The sequence below is a fragment of the Gordonia sp. NPDC058843 genome (assembly GCF_042743165.1).
GTDB lineage: Bacteria > Actinomycetota > Actinomycetes > Mycobacteriales > Mycobacteriaceae > Gordonia.
This window is the reverse complement of record NZ_JBHYNC010000035.1, coordinates 15,722-35,254: the sequence shown is the minus strand read 5'-3', so window position 1 is coordinate 35,254 and position 19,533 is coordinate 15,722. Positions and strand designations below refer to the sequence as shown.

The following is a 19,533-nucleotide window of genomic DNA, read 5'->3' as shown; positions in this document are numbered from 1 at the left end:
GTCCGACACGCCCGCCGTCAGGCCCGGTGCCGCTCGCAGAACTCGACGAGAGCCCGATTCACCTCGGCCGGTTGTTCGAGATATCCGAAATGCCCGGCCCGCTCGATCTCGACGTATTCGGCGCCCGGAATGGCCTCGGCGACTTCGCGCGCCAGCTTCGCCGGCAGTGTCCGGTCGTCGGCGAAGCCGACGACGAGCGCCGGCCGGTTGATTCCACGGTAGGCCGGGAGGCGGTTGGACTCCTTGTTGTGGAGTTCGAGCTGCGCGCGGACGCCCGGGGTGATCGTCTGCGGCGAGAACCCGATGATGTCGAGCCAGTCACGCGCCGTGCGGTCGTCGTCGAGCGTGTGCGGCGACAGGTTCAGATGAGCGGTGATCGCGGCCTCGTACTCGGGCGGCAGCTTGATCTTGTTGTCGTAGAGCGCCCGCTCGCCGGCCGAGATCGCCTCCTGCAGTGGGGTGTTGCGACCGTAGGTCGCGACCATCACCGCTGCCTTCACCACATCGGGTCGCGCCAGGGCCAGCTCCTGGGTGATCCGCGCGCCGAGCGAGGTGCCGATCACGATCGCCGGTCCACGATCGAGGTGCTCGATGAGGGCGGCGGTGTCGGCGACCATGTCGTCGAGCGTGAAACCCTCGGCACACTCCGACGACGGTGCGACACCTCGGTTGTCGAAGGTCACGACCGTGAACCCGGCTTTCACCAGAGCAGGTTCCTGGTGGGCCTTCCAGACGCGCCCGGGACTACCGGTCCCCATCACCATGACGACGAGCGGACCGGAACCGGCCACGCTGTAGGAGATGTCGATGCCGTTGACCCGTGCCGTGCTGGGCGCCGTCACTTGTCCACCACCGGGTTGTTGAGCGTTCCGATACCCTCGACGGTCACCGAGACGCGCTGGCCGGCGACCATGGGCCCGACGCCTTCCGGTGTACCCGTGAGGATCACGTCACCCGGCAACAACGTCATCACGCGCGAGATCCACTCGACGATGTCACCGACGTCGTGGAGCATCAGCGATGTCCGTGTCCGCTGCTTGACCTCCCCGTCGAGTTCGGTCACGAGCTCGACGTCGGCCGGATCGAAGGCCGTCTCGATCCACGGACCGAGCGGACAGAAGGTGTCGTACCCCTTTCCGCGGGTCCACTGACCATCTGCCTGCTGGTGGTCCCGGGCGGTCACGTCGTTGGCAACCGTGTAACCGAGGATCACGTCTTTGGCCTGCGCGGCCTTCACGTCCTTGCACGGACGTCCGATGACGACCGCGAGTTCACCTTCGTAGTCCACCCGTTCCGAGGACGGTGGCCGCACGATGGGCACCTCGGGACCGATGATCGAGGTGTTCGGTTTGAGGAAGATCACCGGGTTGGCGGGAGCCTCGCCGCCCATCTCCGCGGCGTGCGCGGCGTAGTTCTTGCCGATACAGATGACCTTGCTGGCCAGGATCGGCGCCAGGACCCGGACATCCGCCAGCTTCCACGAGCGACCGGTGAACGTCGGGGTGCCGAAGGGATGCTCGGCGATCTCCTTGACGACAGCGTCGTCACCATCGCCCTCGACGGACACGAATGCCACGCCATCAGGACTCGCAATTCGACCTAAACGCATGTCCAGACCCTATCGCACCACCGATCCCACACGTTGGGAGCCGAGTTGGCGCACCCCGTGAGCGGTTCTACAATATGGTCACTGAGTTTCACATATTGAGACGCATTGTTGCGCCGCCTGCCCGATCCGTCAGCGAGGTGAGTAGAACATGACCGATGTCGACGACATCACCACTGCCAGAAGGTGGATCATCCTCGGCTGCTCGCTGCTCGCCGCACTCACCACGACGTGCGTGGTGAGTGGGGTCGCCTATCTGATCCCGGCCTTGCACACCGACGCCGGCCTCTCGCTGACCCAGGCGTCTGCGCTCGCCGCGATACCGACCATCGGCCTGATGGCGGCCACGATCCCGTGGGGAATCCTGTTGGACCGCTACGGCGAACGCCGGATCTTGTTGCTGTCGCTCTCCATCTCGCTGGGCGGAGCGGTCGCGGCCGCGGTCGCGGCCTCCACCGATGCCTCCTATGCCGTCGTGGGCGCTGCTCTCCTCGTGGGCGGTCTCGGCTCGGGCGCGGCGAACGGGGCGAGCGGGCGGATCGTGGTGGGTTGGTTTCCCGCCCACCAGCGCGGGACCGCCATGGGCGTCCGGCAGATGGCCCAGCCGTTGGGGATCGGCGTGTGCGCCCTCACCATGCCGGTGGTCGCGGCGGGTTCGGGAGCCGGCACCGCACTGGCGATCCCGGCCGTGGTGACCGCCGCGGGGCTGGTCGCGGTGCTCGTCGGCATCACCGACCCACCGCGCCGGACGGCTGCCGCGATGGTCGTCGACGACACTCCCCGACACCCGAATCCCTACCGCGGCAACTTTTTCCTCGCCCGCGTCCACATCGTCAGCATGCTGCTCGTCATTCCCCAGTCGATGCTGTGGACGTTCGTCCCCACGTGGCTGATCGTCGCGCACGGATGGTCACCGGCGGGTGCCGGGATACTCATCACCGTGACCCAGGTGGTCGGCGCGCTCGGCCGGATTGTCGCCGGACGGTGGTCGGATGCGTGGATGTCTCGGATGCGGCCCGTCCGGGCTATCGCGATCGCCGGCGTCGCCGCCATGTTCGCGCTCGCGATCGCCGACTGGTTCGACAGTCCGCTGGCACCCGCGCTCATGGCGGTCGCGAGCATCATCTCGGTGGCCGACAACGGGCTGGCGTTCACCGCCATCGCCGAATACGTCGGACCGGAGTGGAGCGGACGCGGCCTGGCCGTGCAGAACACCGGACAATATCTGGTGACTGCGGCCACCACACCGCTTCTCGGGGCCCTGATCGCGGTGGTGGGCTTCCCGGTCGCGTTCGCGGCGACCGCCCTGGCACCGCTCGTCGCGACCCCCCTCGTCCCGCGCGACCCGTCGCCGCGCGTCGACGAGCTCGTCGACGCTTAGCGGGGATTCTTCTGCCGCGCAGCGGGTTTCGCGGGTGCGAGCGAAACGAGTCCGCCTCCACTGCCTAATCCGAAAGAAACGACTCTCCCTGCTCCCTGAGGAGCGCCCGCAGCCTGCGAGAGCAAGCAACGCCCCACTGCTCCCTGAGGAGGGTGACGCTCGCACGCTCGCTCCTCAGGGAGCAGAGGCGCGGGGCGGGACTACAATCGCTCGCGGATGCGCGTCCCGATCTCCGAGGTGCTGAAGGTCCCGTCGCGTTCGGCCAGATCGTCGGCGACGGCCTTCTCGATCCGGGCGGCGGCGTCGTCGTCACCGAGATGACGGAGCAGGAGGGCGACCGACAGGATCGCGGCCGTCGGATCGGCCTTGCCCTGACCGGCGATGTCGGGAGCCGACCCGTGGACCGGCTCGAACATCGACGGATTGGCGCCGGTGGCGTCGATGTTGCCCGACGCGGCCAAGCCGATACCACCACTCACCGCGGCGGCGATGTCGGTGATGATGTCGCCGAACAGGTTGTCGGTCACGATGACGTCGAAGCGACCGGGATCGGTGACCAGGTAGATGGTCGCCGCGTCCACGTGGCAGTAGTCGGTGGTGACGTCGGGGAACTCGGCACCGACCTCGGCGACTGCTCGACTCCACATCGATCCGGCGAACGTCAGCACGTTGGTCTTGTGGACGAGCGTCAGCTTCTTGCGGCGCTGCTGTGCGCGCTGGAAAGCGTTGCGGACGACGCGTTCCACACCGAAACGGGTGTTGACGCTCACCTCGGTGGCGACCTCGTTCGGCGTGCCGACACGGATCGCGCCGCCGTTGCCCGTGTACGGCCCTTCGGTCCCCTCCCGCACCACCACGAAGTCGATGTCGGGGTCGCCGGCGAGCGGCGACGAGACGCCGGGGTAACGACGCGACGGCCGCAGGTTGACGTGATGGTCCAGAGCGAACCGCATGGTGAGGAGAAGGCCGCGCTCCAACACACCTGACGGCACCGACGGATCGCCGATCGCCCCCAGCAGGATCGCGTCGTGACGGCGCAGCGATTCGAGGTCGTCCTCGGTCAGCAACTCACCGTTGCGGTGGTAGCGGCGTGCACCGAGATCGAACTCGGTGGTGCTCACCGCCGGTACCACCGATTCGAGGACCCCGAGCGCCTCGGTGATGACCTCGGGACCGATGCCGTCGCCGGCGATGACTGCGAGTTTCATGCGAGGTCGACCTGTTCGATCAGGGTCGCGCTGACGGCGTCGCCGATCGCGGCGACCACGTCGTCGTCGAGGACATTGCTCACGCGCAGCATCATCGTGGCGCCGCCGCCCTCGGCATCCTGCGACAGGCCGGCCGCCAGGATGTCGATCCCGGCATTGCCGAGCAGGGTGCCGATCTTACCGAGCGAGCCGGGCTGATCGTCGTAGCTGACGATCAGGTTGTGGCCTTCGGCGCGGAGGTCGAAGTTGCGGCCGTTGATGTTGACGATCTTCTCCACCAGTCGCGGTCCCGACAGGGTGCCCGACACATTGTGGGTCGACCCGTCGGCGAACACGGCCTTCACGTCGACCACGCTGCGGTGGTTGGGGCTCTCGGGGGCGGTCGTGACCTCACTGGTGACCCCACGCCCCTCGGCGACCGCCGGCGCGTTGACGAAGGTGACCGGCTCGTCGAGCACTGCGGAGAACAGACCCCGCAGCGCCGACAGTCCGAGCACGTCGACGTTGTTGGCGGCGAGTTCGCCGCGTACGTCGACGACGATCGAGGTCGGCGGCTCGTTGCTGATCGCGCCGACGAGCACGCCCGCCTTACGAGCGACCTCGAGCCACGGTGCGACCTCTTCGTCGACGGCGCCACCGGTGATGTTGACCGCGTCGGGGACGAAATGCCCTGCCAGCGCCAGCCGCACACTCTTGGCGACGTCGGTGCCCGCGCGATCCTGCGCCTCGCTGGTCGACGCACCCAGGTGCGGAGTCACGACGACCTGCGAAAGCTCGAACAAGGGCGAGTCGGTGCAGGGCTCGGTGGCGAAGACATCGAGACCGGCGGCGCGGACCTGACCCGAGTTGATCGCGTCGGCGAGTGCCTGCTCGTCGATCAGACCACCGCGGGCCGCGTTGACGATGACCACGCCCTTCTTGGTCCGGGCGAGTTGCTCGGCGCCGATGAGACCCAGGGTCTCCGGCGTCTTCGGCAGGTGCACGGTGATGAAGTCGGCGCGCTCGAGGAGTTCGTCGAGGCTGACCAGCTCGATCCCGAGCTGGGCCGCGCGGGCCGGCGACACGTAGGGGTCGTAGGCGATGATGTGGGTCTCGAAGGCGGCCAGCCGGGCGGCGACCAGCTGACCGATACGGCCGAGCCCGACGACGCCGACGGTCTTGTCGAAGATCTCGACGCCGTTGAACGACGAACGCTTCCAGGTCTTCTCGCGCAGCGTGGCATCGGCGGCCGGGATCTGCCGCGACGCCGACATCAGAAGTGCGACAGCATGCTCGGCTGCGGTGTGGATGTTGGAGGTCGGGGCGTTGACGACCATGACGCCACGCTCGGTCGCCGCGGGGACGTCCACGTTGTCCAGACCGACGCCCGCGCGCGCGATGATCTTCAGCTTCTTGCCCGCGTCGAGGACCTCGGCGTCGACAGTCGTCGCGGAGCGGACCAGGATGGCGTCGGCGTCGACGACCGCCTCGAGCAGCTTGGGACGATCCGGGCCGTCGACCCATCGCACCTCGACACCGTCACCGAGTGCTTCCACGGTGGACGGCGCCAGCTTGTCGGCGATGAGTACAACCGGGCGGCCAGCAGAGCTCACAGTCATTTCTCCAGGTTCGGGAGTGCGGTTTCACGATCGGCGGTGCGGAGTGTCGATGACGACTCCGTACGACAGCTTAAAGGTGTGGTACGTGCCGCCGAGCACGCGGTGTACCCCGAAACTTCGAGTCCCGACCCCGGCATGGGTAGAGTGTGACCCGCGTTACGGCTCGCTTGCCCGGAGCATCACGGAAGTGTTGCAAACCGACCCCGGGTCGATCCCACGCAGACGTTCGTGTCCGGGGGGCCCGGTACGGTGTGCTTGCCGCCCGTTGCGAAGTCCCGACGGGCGGCTAGCCCGTGACCGAGAACTGGTTGGACCCGAGAAGTGGAGTGCGGATGACGAAGAAGCTGACAGTACTGTTGGCGGTTTTGGCTGCGACGGTGCTGGCCGGCTGGGGAGGGGGCGTCGCGGTCGCCGCACCGGCGAAGATCTTCATGGGAGGCGGCTCCGGAATCCTCGTGCTCAAGGGCGGCAACTCGGCCGCGGCCTGCACGATGACCACCATCGGCCGCTCGAAGACCAACAAGCTCATCGGCGTCACCGCGGGACATTGCGGCACCCCCGGCCAGAAGGTCTATTCCGAGACCTTCCAGGATCGCGGCCAGGCGGGCACCATCACCTACACCGCACCGGATCTCGACATGGCGATCGTCGAACTGGACGCCTCGCGCGTCGTGCCGCTGCGCACCGTCCGCGGCGTGACCATCCGTTCGGTCGACCCGAAGCCGCTCGCCTTCCCCACCATCGCCTGTAAAGAAGGCCGGACCACCGGCAACACCTGCGGTATCGCGTGGTTCTCGGACGGCGACGTCCATGTCAGCCAGATGTGCGTGATCGAAGGTGACTCCGGTAGCCCCGTGGTCGTCGGCGATCGCCTCGTCGGCATGGTCAACGCCTACTACTTCCTCGGTTGCCTCGGCCCCGAGACCGGCACCAACATCCAGCCGATCCTGAAGCGGATCGCTTCACTCGACGCCTACAAGGGATTCCGGGTCGCCTGACGACTCCGAGTCCCACCCCCACCGACGCCCCGGATGGTTCTCCTCCGGGGCGTCGTCGTGTCCGGGGTCGGCCGCGGTCGTGTCCGGACGTTGTGGACGGATCACCCGTGATGCGCACTGTTGAGACCGGTTCGTCCGGATTCGGTCGATAGGGACCCCCGTCTCGGGCCGGCGTGCGATGTTGGACCGCGTGCGGTCCGATCGCGCCGCCTGTCTCGAGGAGGCCTGATGAGCACACCCGACACGTCCGCACCCCCGCGTCTCGGACTCGTCATCATCGCCATGACGATCGGCAACGCGGTGATCCTGGTAAGCCAGACCGCGGTGCCACTGTCGTTGCCGGCCATCATGGACGAGTTCGGCGTCGGTTCGAGCAGCGTGCAATGGGTCCTGACGGCAAGCCTGCTGCCGCTGGCCGGGCTCATGGTCCTCGGCGGGCGCCTGGGTGATCTCTACGGTCTGCGGCGCGTCTTCTGCGCCGGGTCGATCGTCTTCGCCATCGCATCGCTGGCGGCCGGACTCGCGCCGACCTTCGAGTTCCTCGTGGCAGCTCGCGTCGTCCAGGGTGCCGGTGGCGCGCTTCTGTTGCCGACGTCGGTCGCCATCGTCTCGGCCGTGGCCGGCGAGAAGGACGCGGGACGCGCCCTGGGCACACTGGGCGGGGCGGCCGCGGTGGCGGGCGCACTGGGGCCGATCATCGGTGGCGCCCTGACCGGGATGTTCGGATGGCGGTTCGTGATGCTGGTCAATCTGCCGCTGGCCGCGCTGTCGATGGTGATCGCGCTCCTGGTGGTCCCGAGTGATCCTCGACGAGCCGACCGCGAGCGCGTCGACGTCATCGGCGCCGTCCTGTTGAGCGTCACACTGATCGGCGTGGTCTTCGGGATCGGCCAGTCCCAGGTCTGGGGGTGGACGTCACCGGGTGTCTGGCTGCCACTGGTCGCCGCGGTGATCTCCGCTACGGCTTTCGTGGCCGTCGAACGTCGTGTTGCGGTGCCGCTCATGGATTTACGGCTGTTGACCCGGCACCGCAATTACGCCGGGGCGACGATCAGTCAAGGACTGGGCGGCATGATCGAGATGGGTCTGGGGGTCATTTTCCCGCTGCTGCTCATCCTCAACCTCGGAATGGATCCCGCGACCGCCGGTCTCGCGCTGCTGCCCACCACGCTGCCCATGGTGATCGTCGCCCCGCTCGCGGGGCGTTGGTATGACAAGGTCGGCGGCCGGCTTCCGCTGATGACCGGTTTCGGCGTACTGGGACTGGCGGGCGTGGCGCTGATGCTGGCCGTGCCGACCCACGAATTCGTGCCGCTCATCCCCGGGCTCACCTTGTACGGCATCGGCTTGGCCATCGTGCTGACCGTCAACGATCCAGTGTCGCTGGATTCGGTGCCGACCCAGCATCACGGCCAGGTGTCGGGCGTCTCCGCGACGGCCGAACAGTTCGGCGGCGCGCTGGGCATCGCCGCGTTCTATTTGGTATTCCACACGACGTACGTGCACGAACTCCACGAACGCATCGATTCGTCGGATCTGCCGAACCTCACCACCGCGCAGTACGAGAAGCTACGCGCCGACATCGAAGCGGCCGAACAGACCGGACTACGTTCCGATCACTTCGACCCCGAATTCACCGACTACCTCCGCAGTACGCTCGACGCCGCGACCTCGGCACACGTGCTGACGTTCGGGATGACCGTGGTGGTCGCGGTCCTCGGCGTGGTCGCGAGCGCGCTCCTGGTCCGACGGGCCGTCGACAATCCCATCGACATGACGAGCCCGGAGAAGGTGTTCGCGGCCGGCGCGGTCGTCGGCAGTGCCTCGTCCTCGAAACACCTGCACCGCCAACGACATCGGGACGACCAACCCGCGCCGCGCGACCCGGTGTGATCGCGACAAGCGCGGCCAGGCGTACCACGCACAACAGCGAGACGAATTGTTGCTCAGGCGATTTCGGAATCAGACGAGTGATCAAACCCAGCTGCTAGGACCTACGGGCCGCTGTCGACAAACTCCTCGGCGCTCAGCCGCTGGAAAGCGCGGCCGTCGGTCAATTCGATTCGCGCAGCAGGGTTCAACCAATAGAACCGCAGCATCGCATACAGCGTCGCACCGCCCGGTGTATACCACGGCGCATCACCGATCACGTATCGCGCCGGGTCACCTACGCTCTCGACAATGACAACGTCGCGGGCGGGCCGTGCTTCGGTTCGTTCTGCCTCAATCCGTGTGATGTCGACCCATCGGAATGTCGTGCTGGATGAAGTCCGATGGTGTGTCACGGCCTCCTCGTCGAGGGTGACGCTAGGCGGCCCGTGCTTACGACGCGCGTACTCGCCGTAGATAGCGGCTACGACAATGATGCCGACCGCCACAGGGAAGAAAGTCCGCTGACCAGGTGTCAGCGACAAGTCGAGCTTCCCCATCGGGACGAGCACCACGAAAACGATGCCGCCGGCCGCCGCCACTGCGAGCGCGGCACGTATCAGGCGATCGTACAAGCGGTCATATCGCAGCGTGATAAGCCCGCCCGCGAAGTCGATGTCAGGCTGGACCCGTTCCAGGACACGCGTGCGGACAACCCCAACTGCAGCAACACATACAGCCAGTGAAAATGCAGCGGCGACAAACACCGTCGGCAAGTCATGCGCGCGAATCGCCGTTACCGCCAGAGCGCCCGCGGCGGGCGCCATCAGGGTGACGAACAGAATTCCGATAACACGGCCACCCCGCCAGGCACCCGGCCTGTCGACATACGTCACGCCATTCCCCCTATACCCCCGTCGCACAACCGCGACCCAGGTAATTTTCGACCCGGGGAGCGTATGTCACGGCGCCGGGGCCGGACAAACCGCTTCGCCAACCTTCGTCCCGACCCATCCGGAGAGCCAGCTTCCTAACGCCGAGCCGCCAGCTGCACCAGCCACGGCGGCCGGACCGCCGGGTGCAAACGCCCCGCCGCCAACGACACCGCCCGCGTACCCTCCGGCTACACCTAATGCCGCCGAAAATCCAGCGACGCACTTGTCCTCGGCCACCACTACGTCGTAGATGCCGACGCCGATTGCCAATGCTGGACCACCGTACTTCGCGCCGACGCCGATGTTGTCAGCTGCAGCGGCCGAGACCCGCGGGATGCTGTGACCGTCGGCGACGTACTTGTCGACCCCACTGAGCACACCGCCGATGGTCGTCTCGATCGGATGCGTGAAGAACGGGCTGTCAGCCGGGATGTCTCCCGTGCGGCCGTCCGGCGTGGTGACCCGACCGCTCTTGTATCCGTCCTCCCACTCCTCTGCATATGCTGTCGTTCCGTCGGCCCACGTGGTCGAGAATCTCTTGGTGCCGCTGAGGTCTTCCCAAGAGTACGACGTCGAGATCGTCTCTCCACCACGGCCGTAATGCTTCACAGTCGTCTCGAAGAGCTTCATCGACGGCATCGACCCCCGATACGGATTCCATTCGGTGATCACCTGACGAGTGCCGTCCTGCATGTACAGGATCTTGTGCCGACCTTGATTGTCCTCGAACTTCTCGGTTGCGCGCACCGTCATCGCCATGTCCTCGGCACGCACCATCAATTGCTGCTGGAGGCCGAGAAAAGTGCTTGGGTTGGGCACTTGATCGGTCGGGGGCACGAGCCCTGGTATCGGAACGAACGTGTTCGCAATCGGATTCGTCCAGCCGTGCTTGCCTGCTGCGGACTGGACAGCTTGCGCAACCGAGTCGTCAGCGGAGTCGACGGCCAGCAGGAGTTGGTTCACTGCTCCCTGCTGCTTGTTCGCTTCTTCAGCCAGACGATCAGCTTCCTCAAGGGACAGCTCGGTCGGATCGATCAGAACCACCCACGCGTCCGTAACCCACAGCTTGCTCGCGTCTACAGCCTCAGCCTTCGTCAGAAGGTTCGTTCGTGCTTTCCCCAGCGAATATGCACCCTCGGAGAGCGCCGAACCCACGGATGCGGCGAACGACGCGAGATCGGTGGACGAGTTGTTGGCACGTCGAAATGCTGCAGTCCCGGCATCGTGGCTCTGGCCCGTCCACCCCCGCAGCGAGGGCAGGTTCTGACACGCGGTGTACACCGACTCCACAGCGGATCTCATGGAGGTCCCCGCGCCGTCAACCGATTCCCCACCGCCGCTGAGTGCCGCGGGATCCCAACCGGTCAACTGTGGCCGGGTCGGTAGCATGTCAATTCCCCCCGCGACCGAACTCGAGATTCTCGAGCGTCCGGGCAAGTGCCGCGTCCTCCACCTCGAAGGTGTTGCCCGCGCCTCGAACCGCGCCTCCGATGGCGGTCATACTGTCGGACATCGACTCCGCCCGCGTGCGGAGTTCAATAGCGACGAGTCGTGCGGCCCACTGCGTCGACGAACCGTTGACACAGTCTGCAGCCCGCTGGGCCTTGCCCCCGAGATCGGCCGTCGCAAGAACCGAAGCAGCGTCGTCGGCTTGATTCGCCAGCGAACGGAGAACGCTTGGATCTACCCGCATCACACCCCCATTGATGTTCGTCGAAGACCGTAGCAGTCTCCCGTGCATCAACTCACAGACCATTCACAGTCGATCCGGGTTCGACAAAGCTGCCGTCAAAACCGATCGGCCCCTGGGACGAATCCCAGGGGCCGATCGTAAGAAATGCTGCGACTCAGGCGGTCTCGGTGATCGGGCGATCAACCCAGCTCATCAGGTCGCGCAGCTTCTTGCCGGTGACCTCGATCGGGTGCTCGGCGTTCGCCTTGCGCAGACCTTCGAGCTCCTTGTTGCCGCCCTCGACGTTGGCGACGAGGCGCTTGACGAAGGTGCCGTCCTGGATGTCGGTGAGGATGCCGCGCATGCGCTCCTTGGTGTCGGCGTCGATGACCCGCGGGCCCGACACGTAGCCACCGAACTCGGCGGTGTCGGAGACCGAGTAGTTCATGCGCGCGATGCCACCCTCGTACATGAGGTCGACGATGAGCTTGAGCTCGTGCAGCACCTCGAAGTAGGCCATCTCCGGCGCGTAGCCCGCCTCGACCATGACCTCGAAGCCGGTCTTGACCAGTTCCTCGGTGCCGCCGCACAGCACGGCCTGCTCACCGAAGAGGTCGGTCTCGGTCTCTTCCTTGAAGGTGGTCTTGATGATGCCGGCACGCCCACCGCCGATGGCGCTGGCGTAGCTGAGCGCGAGCGCCTGGCCCTCGCCCTTCGGGTCCTGGTGCACGGCGATGAGCGCGGGAACGCCCTTGCCGTCGACGAACTGACGGCGCACGAGGTGGCCGGGGCCCTTCGGGGCGACCATCGCGACGGTCACGTTCTCCGGCGCCTTGATGAGACCGAAGTGGATGTTGAGGCCGTGGCCGAAGAACAGCGCGTTGCCGTCCTGCAGGTTCGGCTCGATGTCCTCGGTGAAGATGGACGCCTGCGAGGTGTCCGGTGCCAGCACCATGATGACGTCGGCCCATGCGGCGGCCTCGGCTGCGGTCAGCACCTTGAGGCCCTGCTCCTCGGCCTTAGCCTTCGACTTGGAGCCCTCGCGCAGACCGATCACGACGTCGACGCCGGAGTCGCGCAGCGACAGCGAATGCGCATGGCCCTGGCTGCCGTAGCCGATCACCGCGACCTTGCGACCCTGGATGATCGACAGATCCGCGTCGTCGTCGTAGAACAGTTCGATGGCCACTATGTTTCCCTTCGATATGTGGTGTCCCGTGGCGGATTCTCGGAATCCGCCGGGACTCGTAATTCTCTTGTCGCGGTCGTCGGTGCGCAGATCGCCACGACGACAGCGGGATTCTCTGTCAGCGGTTGGCCGACATGCTCTTCGGTCCCCGACCGAGGGTCACCGCGCCTGATTGCGCGATCTCCCGGATTCCATACGGATCGAGCATCCGCAGAAGTGCTTCGAGTTTTTCCGACGTACCCGTGGCCTCGATCGTGAGCGACTCGGGCGAGACGTCGATGACCTTGGCGCGGAAGAGGTTCACCACCTCGATGACCTCGGTGCGCACCGTCGAGTCCGAGCGCACCTTGACCATCATCAGCTCGCGGGACACCGAGCTCCCCGGGTCCTGCTCGACGATCTTGATCACGTTGATCAGCTTGTTGAGCTGCTTGGTGACCTGCTCGAGTGGGAAGTCCTCGACGGAGACCATGATCGTCATCCGCGAGATGCCCTTGAGCTCGGTGGGACCCACGGCGAGTGACTCGATGTTGAACCCGCGCCGCGAGAACAGCGCCGAGATGCGCGCCAGGACGCCCGGTCGGTCTTCGACCAGGACACTGAGGGTATGGGTGGTGCTCACTGCTCGTCCTTCTCGGTTGCGCGGTCGGCCGGCGCGTTGTCGACGTGCTGGGTCGTCTCCCCGCGGGCGGCGTTCATGGTCTCGTGGATCTCGACGGGGTCCGACGCCGACTCCTCGTCGTCGAACAACGGCCGGATGTCGCGGGCGGCCATGATCTCGTCGTTGCCGGTGCCGGCGGCGACCATCGGCCACACCTGCGCATCCTTGCCGACGATGAAGTCGATGACCACCGGGCGGTCGTTGATCTCCCGCGCCTTCGCGATCACCTCGTCGACGTCCTCTTCGCGTTCGACGCGGAATGCCACGCAGCCCAGCGCCTCGGAGAGCTTGACGAAGTCCGGGATCATCCGCGAGTGGGTGGACAGATCGGTGTTCGAGTAGCGCTCCTCGTAGAAGAGCGTCTGCCACTGACGCACCATGCCCAGGTTGCCGTTGTTGATCAGCGCCACCTTGATCGGGATGCCCTCGATCGCGCAGGTCGCGAGTTCCTGGTTGGTCATCTGGAAGCAACCGTCACCATCGATCGCCCACACCTCGGCGTCCGGGTCGGCGGCCTTGGCGCCCATCGCGGCGGGCACCGCATAGCCCATCGTGCCCAGACCGCCGGAGTTGAGCCAGGTGCGCGGCTTCTCGTAGGAGATGAACTGCGCGGCCCACATCTGGTGCTGGCCGACGCCCGCGCAGTACACCGCGTCCGGGCCGGCGGCCTTGCCGAGGGCCTGGATGACGAACTCCGGCGACATCGACCCATCGGTCTGACGGTCGTAGCTCAACGGGTAGGTCCGTCGCAGGTTGGCGAGGTAGGACCACCACTGCGAGATGTCGGGGATCGAGCCGCTGGTGGCCTGCTCCTCGCGCAGTGCCTCGGTGAGCTCGGCGATGACCGCCTTGCAGTCACCGACGATCGGCACGTCGACCGGCCGGTTCTTGCCGATCTCCGCAGGGTCGATGTCGGCGTGGATCACCTTCGCGTTCGGTGCGAAGGACGACAACTGACCGGTGACCCGGTCGTCGAAGCGGGCTCCGAGGGTGATCAGGAGATCGCTGCGCTGCAACCCGGCGACCGCGGCCACCGTTCCGTGCATGCCCGGCATGCCCAGATGCAGGTCGTGGCTGTCGGGGAACGCCCCGCGAGCCATCAGCGTGGTGACCACCGGGATACCGGTGAGCTCGGCCAGTTCGAGCAGTTCCGCCGACGCGTTCGCCTTGATGACACCGCCACCGACGTAGAGCACCGGCGACTTCGCGGCGTTGATCAAGCGGGCCGCCTCGCGAACCTGCTTGCCGTGCGGCTTGGTCACCGGCCGGTAACCGGGCAGGTCGATCTGCGGCGGCCACGAGAAGGTGGTCTGCGCCTGCAGGATGTCCTTCGGGATGTCGACCAGGACCGCGCCGGGGCGACCGCTCTCGGCGATGTGGAACGCCTCGGCGATGGTCTTCGGGATGTCGATGGCCCGGCTGACCAGGAAGTTGTGTTTGGTGATGGGCATCGTGATGCCGGAGATGTCGGCTTCCTGGAACGCATCGGTGCCGATGAGCGCACGACCGACCTGGCCGGTGATCGCGACGACGGGCACCGAATCCATCTGGGCGTCGGCCAGCGGCGTCACCAGGTTGGTGGCACCGGGACCCGACGTCGCCATCATGACGCCGGCGCGACCCGCCACCTGGGCGTACCCGGTCGCGGCGTGCCCGGCACCCTGCTCGTGACGGACGAGAACGTGGCGGACCTTCTGGGAGTCCAGCAGCGGATCGTAGACCGGCAGGACCGCGCCGCCGGGAATTCCGAAGACCACATCGACACCGAGCTCTTCGAGGGAACGGACCACAGACTGGGCGCCGCTGACACGCTCCGGCGCGACGGTGTGCTGGGTTACCGCACGGAGGTTGCCCGCCGCCGGAGATTGCTGCCGCAATCCTGCGTTACGCGTCGGCTCGCTGCGGCCTGCGTCGGTGCGTGCTGTTGGTGCGCTCACTGCACGATCCTCATCTTGGTTGTGGAATCCGATATCGGTGATGGAAGTACCTGGCATGAAAAAACCCCCGACAGCTTCCGCTGTTCGAGGGTGGCGCGTCGATGCCGGTTGGGGGTCTGCGAGGTGACCGGTCAGGCGAAGACGCGCCAGCCGATTACTACGAGGATCCCGTTCTGCATCACGCGTTCACGGTAGGACTGTGTTCGGTTCCGAGTCAAACTCCGGACCATGGCGTCTCACAATCTGGGAAAGCACTGGTCGCGCCGGTTGCCTTCCCGGAGCACTTTCAATGCACCGCGGCGAACCCGTCGGTGCGGGCCGTCGGGGCCGGTTGGCACAATGGAACGGTGCCGACTGATTCCACCGACCCCGTAGACCCGAAGACCAGCACGACCCCTGCCGACGACGACGTCACCTTCGACTATCCGGTGACGTTCCGTATCAACCGGACCGCGTATTTCACGGTCCCGATGGTCGCCCTGGTGGTCGTGCTCCTGGTCGGCGCTTCCCCCTGGTTCGCCCTCGCCCTGATCGTCCCGGTCCTGGTCTGGCTGTGGATCCACCGATTGCGGACCGTGGTCACCGAGAGCGGGCTCACCTCCGTGCGGATGTTCTCCACCACCGAGATCGCCTGGTCGGATGTCGCCGGCCTGCAGTTCCCGAAGTGGAGTTCGGTGCGCGCGGTACTGACGGACGGAAGTCGGGTTCGGTTGCCCGCCATCGGTTTCCACGACCTCCCCGCGCTGTCGATCGTCAGCGGCGGCCGGATTCCGGACCCGTTCGAGGCGGCGCGCTCCGCCGAATAGTCGTCGATCACCGACGCGACCGGGCGGTCCCGCCGCGTCTCCTCTCGGGTGATCGCCCCACCTTCCGGCGATAGAGTGCGGCCGTGGAGCACACCAGAACACTCGACGCCGGTGAACTCGACGAACTGATCTCGGCGGGACACCTCGCAGACGTCGGGACGACGCTGTCCACACTCCCGGCGGGCGACATCGCCGCCCTCCTCGACCGACTCCCCCACCAATCCCGCGGCGTCGCATTTCGTCTCCTGGCCAAGGACCTCGCGGTGGAGGTGTTCGACGACCTGTCGCCCGGGTCGCAGCGCCGGCTCATCGACGATCTCGGCACCGCCGGGGTGGCCGCTGCCTTCGACCATCTCGACCCCGACGACCGCGCCGAGTTGCTCGACGAGCTGCCCGCGGGGGTCGCCAAGTCGCTGATCCAGCAACTCACCCCCGCCGAACGCGACATGACCGCGGTTGTTCTCGGCTACCCGAGAGGGTCGGTGGGGCGCCGGATGAGCCCCGAGTTCGTCCATGCGCGAGAGGATGAATCGGCCGGCGATGCCCTTTCTCGCGTACGAGAACGCGGACACGCGGCGGAGACGATCTACACCGTGCCGGTCCTCGACGATTCCCGCACCCTGTGTGGCGTGGTCAGCTTGCGCGATCTGCTGCTCGCCGACCCCACCGACTCCGTCGGCGACCTGATGAACAAGCCGATGTTCGCGCACGCCGACGACGACGCGGAGGCCACCGCGCAACGATGCGTGGACCGCGGAATCCTCGCGATGCCCGTCGTCGACAACGACGGCCGCCTGGTCGGGGTCCTGACCATCGACGACGCCGTCGAGGTCGTCGAGCAGGCCCGTGACACCGATGAGGCACGTGCCGGTGCGCGCGAGCCGCTCCGCGAGCCGTACCTGCTCTCGTCGATCCTGTCGATCACCCGCGCACGGATCGTGTGGCTGTTCGTCCTCGCGGTGTCGGCGATCCTCACCGTCAACGTCCTGGAGATCTTCGAGGGCACTCTCGAACAGCGGGTTGCGCTGGCACTGTTCATCCCACTGCTGACCGGGATCGGCGGCAACACCGGTTCGCAGGCGGCAACGACCGTGACCCGTGCGCTGGCCACCGACGAGGTCGCTCCGCGTGACGTCGCCCGCGTCGCCGCCAAGGAGGTCCGGGTCGGACTGACCATGGGTGCATTACTCGGGCTGGCCGGATTCTCCGTCGCGGCAGTCGTCTACGGCCTCGACATCGGGGTGGTCATCGGTCTGACGATCTTGTCGGTGTGCACCCTGGCCGCGACCGTGGGTGGCGTCATGCCGCTGATCGCGAAGTCCATCCGCGTCGATCCCGCGGTCTTCTCCACACCGTTCATCTCGACGTTCTGCGACGCCACCGGGCTGCTCGTCTACTTCTCGATCGCCAAGGCGGTGCTGGGGATCTGATCGCGGCGGGCGGCGGTGCGGGGCGGTCGTGTCGGGGACGTCCGAATCGTTTTGTTCCCCCTCGTCCCAGCGGAGTAGCCTGACTTCTCGGCGCTCCCCCACGCCCACCATCAGCGAGGCGGCGCCCGTCAACACAGCCGCGCCCGGCCACAGCCCGTGGGAAACAACCCCTCCGGTCGCGGTGTTGAGCCGAAGAGTCCGGCGCCGGTCCGTCACTGCACGTCCGATCGCGCCGGGCCCGCCCGAGCCAGCCGATCGATTCGAGGAAGCCATGCCTGCCCTGAGGTCACGCACCACCACCGTCGGCCGCGAAGCTGCCGGCGCCCGCTCCCTGTGGCGCGCCACCGGGATGACCGACGACGACTTCGGCAAGCCGATCGTGGCGATCGCCAACTCCTACACCCAGTTCGTGCCGGGCCACGTCCATCTGAAGGACGTCGGTGACATCGTGGCCGAGGCGGTGCGGGCCGCCGGTGGCGTGCCGCGAGAGTTCCACACCATCGCCGTGGACGACGGCATCGCGATGGGCCACGGTGGCATGCTCTATTCGCTACCCAGCCGCGAGATCATCGCCGACTCCGTCGAATACATGGTCAATGCCCACACCGCGGACGCACTCGTGTGTATCTCCAACTGCGACAAGATCACTCCGGGCATGCTCAATGCCGCGATGCGCCTGAACATCCCCACGGTCTTCGTCTCGGGCGGACCGATGGAGGCCGGCAAGGCCGTCGTCGTCGGTGATGTCGCGCATCCGTCATCAGACCTGATCACCACCATCTCGGCGTCGGCCAACAGCGCCGTGGACGAGGCCGCGCTGAGCGAGGTGGAGCAGGCGGCCTGCCCCACCTGCGGGTCGTGTTCGGGCATGTTCACCGCCAATTCGATGAACTGCCTGACCGAAGCGCTGGGACTCGCACTGCCCGGCAACGGCTCGACCCTGGCCACCCACGAAGCACGTCGCGCCCTGTTCCGGCGCGCGGGCACCGTCGTCGTCGATGCGGCGACACGCTGGTATCGCGACGACGACGCGTCGGTGCTGCCGCGCAACATCGCCACGCCGACCGCGTTCCGTAACGCGATGGCACTCGACGTCGCGATGGGCGGCTCGACCAACACCGTCCTGCACGTTCTCGCCGCAGCGCAGGAGGGCGAGGTCGCCGACTTCGATCTCACGGTCATCGATGAGATCAGCCGGAACGTGCCCTGCCTGTCGAAGGTCTCGCCCAACTCCGACTACCACATGGAGGACGTCCACCGGGCCGGCGGAATCCCGGCCATCCTCGGTGAACTGCGTCGCGCCGGCCTGCTCGACGACACCGCCTCGACGGTCCACACCCCGACCATGGCCCAGGCCCTCGACGACTGGGACATCCGTGGCGGCAAGGCGATCGACGAAGCCGTCGAGCTCTTCCACGCCGCCCCGGGTGGCGTCCGCACCACCACACCGTTCTCGACGGCGAATCGGTGGAGTTCACTCGACACCGACGCCGAGGGCGGCTGCATCCGCGATCTCGAGCACGCCTACACCGTCGAGGGCGGTCTGTGCGTGCTTCGCGGCAACCTCGCCCCGGACGGCGCGGTCTTGAAGACCGCGGGCATCGACGAGGATCTGTGGCACTTCGAGGGCCCGGCGCGCGTCGTCGAGAGCCAGGAGGACGCGGTCCAGGTCATCCTGTCCAAGACGATCCAGGCCGGTGAGGTCCTCGTCGTGCGTTACGAGGGACCCGCGGGCGGTCCCGGCATGCAGGAGATGCTGCACCCGACCGCCTTCATGAAGGGCACCGGGATGGGCAAGAAGTGCGCCCTGATCACCGATGGCCGGTTCTCCGGCGGATCGTCGGGACTGTCGGTCGGTCACATGTCTCCCGAAGCAGCGTCGGGCGGCGCCATCGGACTCGTCGAGGACGGCGACCCGATCGTCATCGACGTCAAGACGCGCCGCCTGGAGGTGCTGGTCTCCGACGAGATCCTCGCCGAACGTCGCGCCAAGATGGAGGCCTCCGAGCGGCCGTGGCAGCCCAAGGACCGTCAGCGCACGGTGACCACCGCCCTGCGCGCCTACGCCAAGCTCGCGACGTCGGCAGACCGCGGCGCGGTGCGCCAGGTCGACTGACTTCTCGCCACGACATGCCCTGACACAGAATGCGGGGGCCCATTAAGGATAACATAACTGAACCCCAAGAAAGAGAGTATTTAAAAAAAAAAACATCCCGCCAGACCCAGCATAAAGGAGGTTTGCG

General features: G+C 66.7%; 15 protein-coding genes. 6 read left to right on the top strand and 9 right to left on the bottom strand.

All coding sequences use genetic code 11. The features are described 5' to 3' along the window. Window positions 1-17: 17 nt before the first annotated feature. Both ACFW3F_RS19550 and ACFW3F_RS19545 read right to left on the bottom strand, forming a co-directional pair. A complete protein-coding gene (locus tag ACFW3F_RS19550) occupies window positions 18-842 on the bottom strand; it encodes an alpha/beta fold hydrolase (protein WP_388060302.1) in 825 nt (274 codons plus the stop codon). Then, window positions 839-1,609: a fumarylacetoacetate hydrolase family protein gene (locus tag ACFW3F_RS19545; RefSeq protein WP_388060300.1), complete on the bottom strand. Its 771-nt coding sequence runs from the start codon at window positions 1,607-1,609 to the stop codon at window positions 839-841. Before ACFW3F_RS19545 ends, ACFW3F_RS19550 begins: the two co-directional genes overlap by 4 nt. A gap of 148 nt (window positions 1,610-1,757) precedes the next feature. Between ACFW3F_RS19545 and ACFW3F_RS19540 the strand changes: the two genes are divergently transcribed. Then, complete coding sequence (locus ACFW3F_RS19540; RefSeq protein WP_388060298.1) at window positions 1,758-2,987, top strand: MFS transporter; 1,230 nt, start codon at window positions 1,758-1,760, stop codon at window positions 2,985-2,987. Window positions 2,988-3,187: 200 nt separating this feature from the next. Here ACFW3F_RS19540 and ACFW3F_RS19535 read toward each other — a convergent pair whose 3' ends face one another. Both ACFW3F_RS19535 and serA read right to left on the bottom strand, forming a co-directional pair. After that, a complete protein-coding gene (locus ACFW3F_RS19535; RefSeq protein ID WP_388060296.1) occupies window positions 3,188-4,195 on the bottom strand; it encodes a 3-isopropylmalate dehydrogenase in 1,008 nt (335 codons plus the stop codon). Beyond that, window positions 4,192-5,787, bottom strand: a complete 1,596-nt coding sequence (gene serA, locus ACFW3F_RS19530; RefSeq protein ID WP_388060336.1) for a phosphoglycerate dehydrogenase — start codon at window positions 5,785-5,787, stop codon at window positions 4,192-4,194. The genes ACFW3F_RS19535 and serA overlap by 4 nt, the downstream gene beginning before the upstream one ends. 338 nt (window positions 5,788-6,125) lie before the next feature. On the opposite strand from serA, the gene ACFW3F_RS19525 reads away from it, so the two are divergent. Both ACFW3F_RS19525 and ACFW3F_RS19520 read left to right on the top strand, forming a co-directional pair. After that, window positions 6,126-6,791: a serine protease gene (locus ACFW3F_RS19525; RefSeq protein ID WP_388060295.1), complete on the top strand. Its 666-nt coding sequence runs from the start codon at window positions 6,126-6,128 to the stop codon at window positions 6,789-6,791. Window positions 6,792-7,019: 228 nt separating this feature from the next. Beyond that, window positions 7,020-8,684: an MFS transporter gene (locus ACFW3F_RS19520; RefSeq protein WP_388060293.1), complete on the top strand. Its 1,665-nt coding sequence runs from the start codon at window positions 7,020-7,022 to the stop codon at window positions 8,682-8,684. A 101-nt stretch (window positions 8,685-8,785) separates the two neighbouring features. Here ACFW3F_RS19520 and ACFW3F_RS19515 read toward each other — a convergent pair whose 3' ends face one another. From ACFW3F_RS19515 to ACFW3F_RS19495, 5 genes are all read right to left on the bottom strand, one after another. Beyond that, on the bottom strand, window positions 8,786-9,556 hold the full coding sequence (locus ACFW3F_RS19515) for a hypothetical protein (protein ID WP_388060291.1): 771 nt from the start codon (window positions 9,554-9,556) through the stop codon (window positions 8,786-8,788). 66 nt (window positions 9,557-9,622) lie between these two features. After that, entirely contained in the window at window positions 9,623-10,897 is a 1,275-nt protein-coding gene (locus ACFW3F_RS19510) for a hypothetical protein (protein ID WP_388060289.1), read from the bottom strand. Between the two features lie 545 nt (window positions 10,898-11,442). Next, window positions 11,443-12,456: a ketol-acid reductoisomerase gene (gene ilvC, locus ACFW3F_RS19505; RefSeq protein ID WP_388060288.1), complete on the bottom strand. Its 1,014-nt coding sequence runs from the start codon at window positions 12,454-12,456 to the stop codon at window positions 11,443-11,445. A 118-nt stretch (window positions 12,457-12,574) separates the two neighbouring features. Further along, entirely contained in the window at window positions 12,575-13,078 is a 504-nt protein-coding gene (gene ilvN / locus ACFW3F_RS19500) for an acetolactate synthase small subunit (RefSeq protein WP_004019305.1), read from the bottom strand. Continuing rightward, complete coding sequence (locus ACFW3F_RS19495) at window positions 13,075-15,054, bottom strand: acetolactate synthase large subunit (protein WP_388060285.1); 1,980 nt, start codon at window positions 15,052-15,054, stop codon at window positions 13,075-13,077. The genes ilvN and ACFW3F_RS19495 overlap by 4 nt, the downstream gene beginning before the upstream one ends. Before the next feature lie 347 nt (window positions 15,055-15,401). Here ACFW3F_RS19495 and ACFW3F_RS19490 point away from each other — a divergent pair, with 347 nt between their 5' ends. The 3 genes from ACFW3F_RS19490 (at window position 15,402) to ilvD (ending at window position 19,406) form a co-directional block, all read left to right on the top strand. After that, window positions 15,402-15,860, top strand: a complete 459-nt coding sequence (locus ACFW3F_RS19490; protein ID WP_388060283.1) for a PH domain-containing protein — start codon at window positions 15,402-15,404, stop codon at window positions 15,858-15,860. A gap of 83 nt (window positions 15,861-15,943) precedes the next feature. After that, complete coding sequence (mgtE, locus tag ACFW3F_RS19485; RefSeq protein ID WP_388060281.1) at window positions 15,944-17,290, top strand: magnesium transporter; 1,347 nt, start codon at window positions 15,944-15,946, stop codon at window positions 17,288-17,290. Window positions 17,291-17,561: 271 nt separating this feature from the next. After that, the gene (gene ilvD / locus ACFW3F_RS19480) at window positions 17,562-19,406 is read left to right on the top strand and encodes a dihydroxy-acid dehydratase (protein ID WP_388060279.1); all 1,845 of its coding nucleotides are present in this window, start codon (window positions 17,562-17,564) and stop codon (window positions 19,404-19,406) included. Window positions 19,407-19,533: the final 127 nt, after the last annotated feature.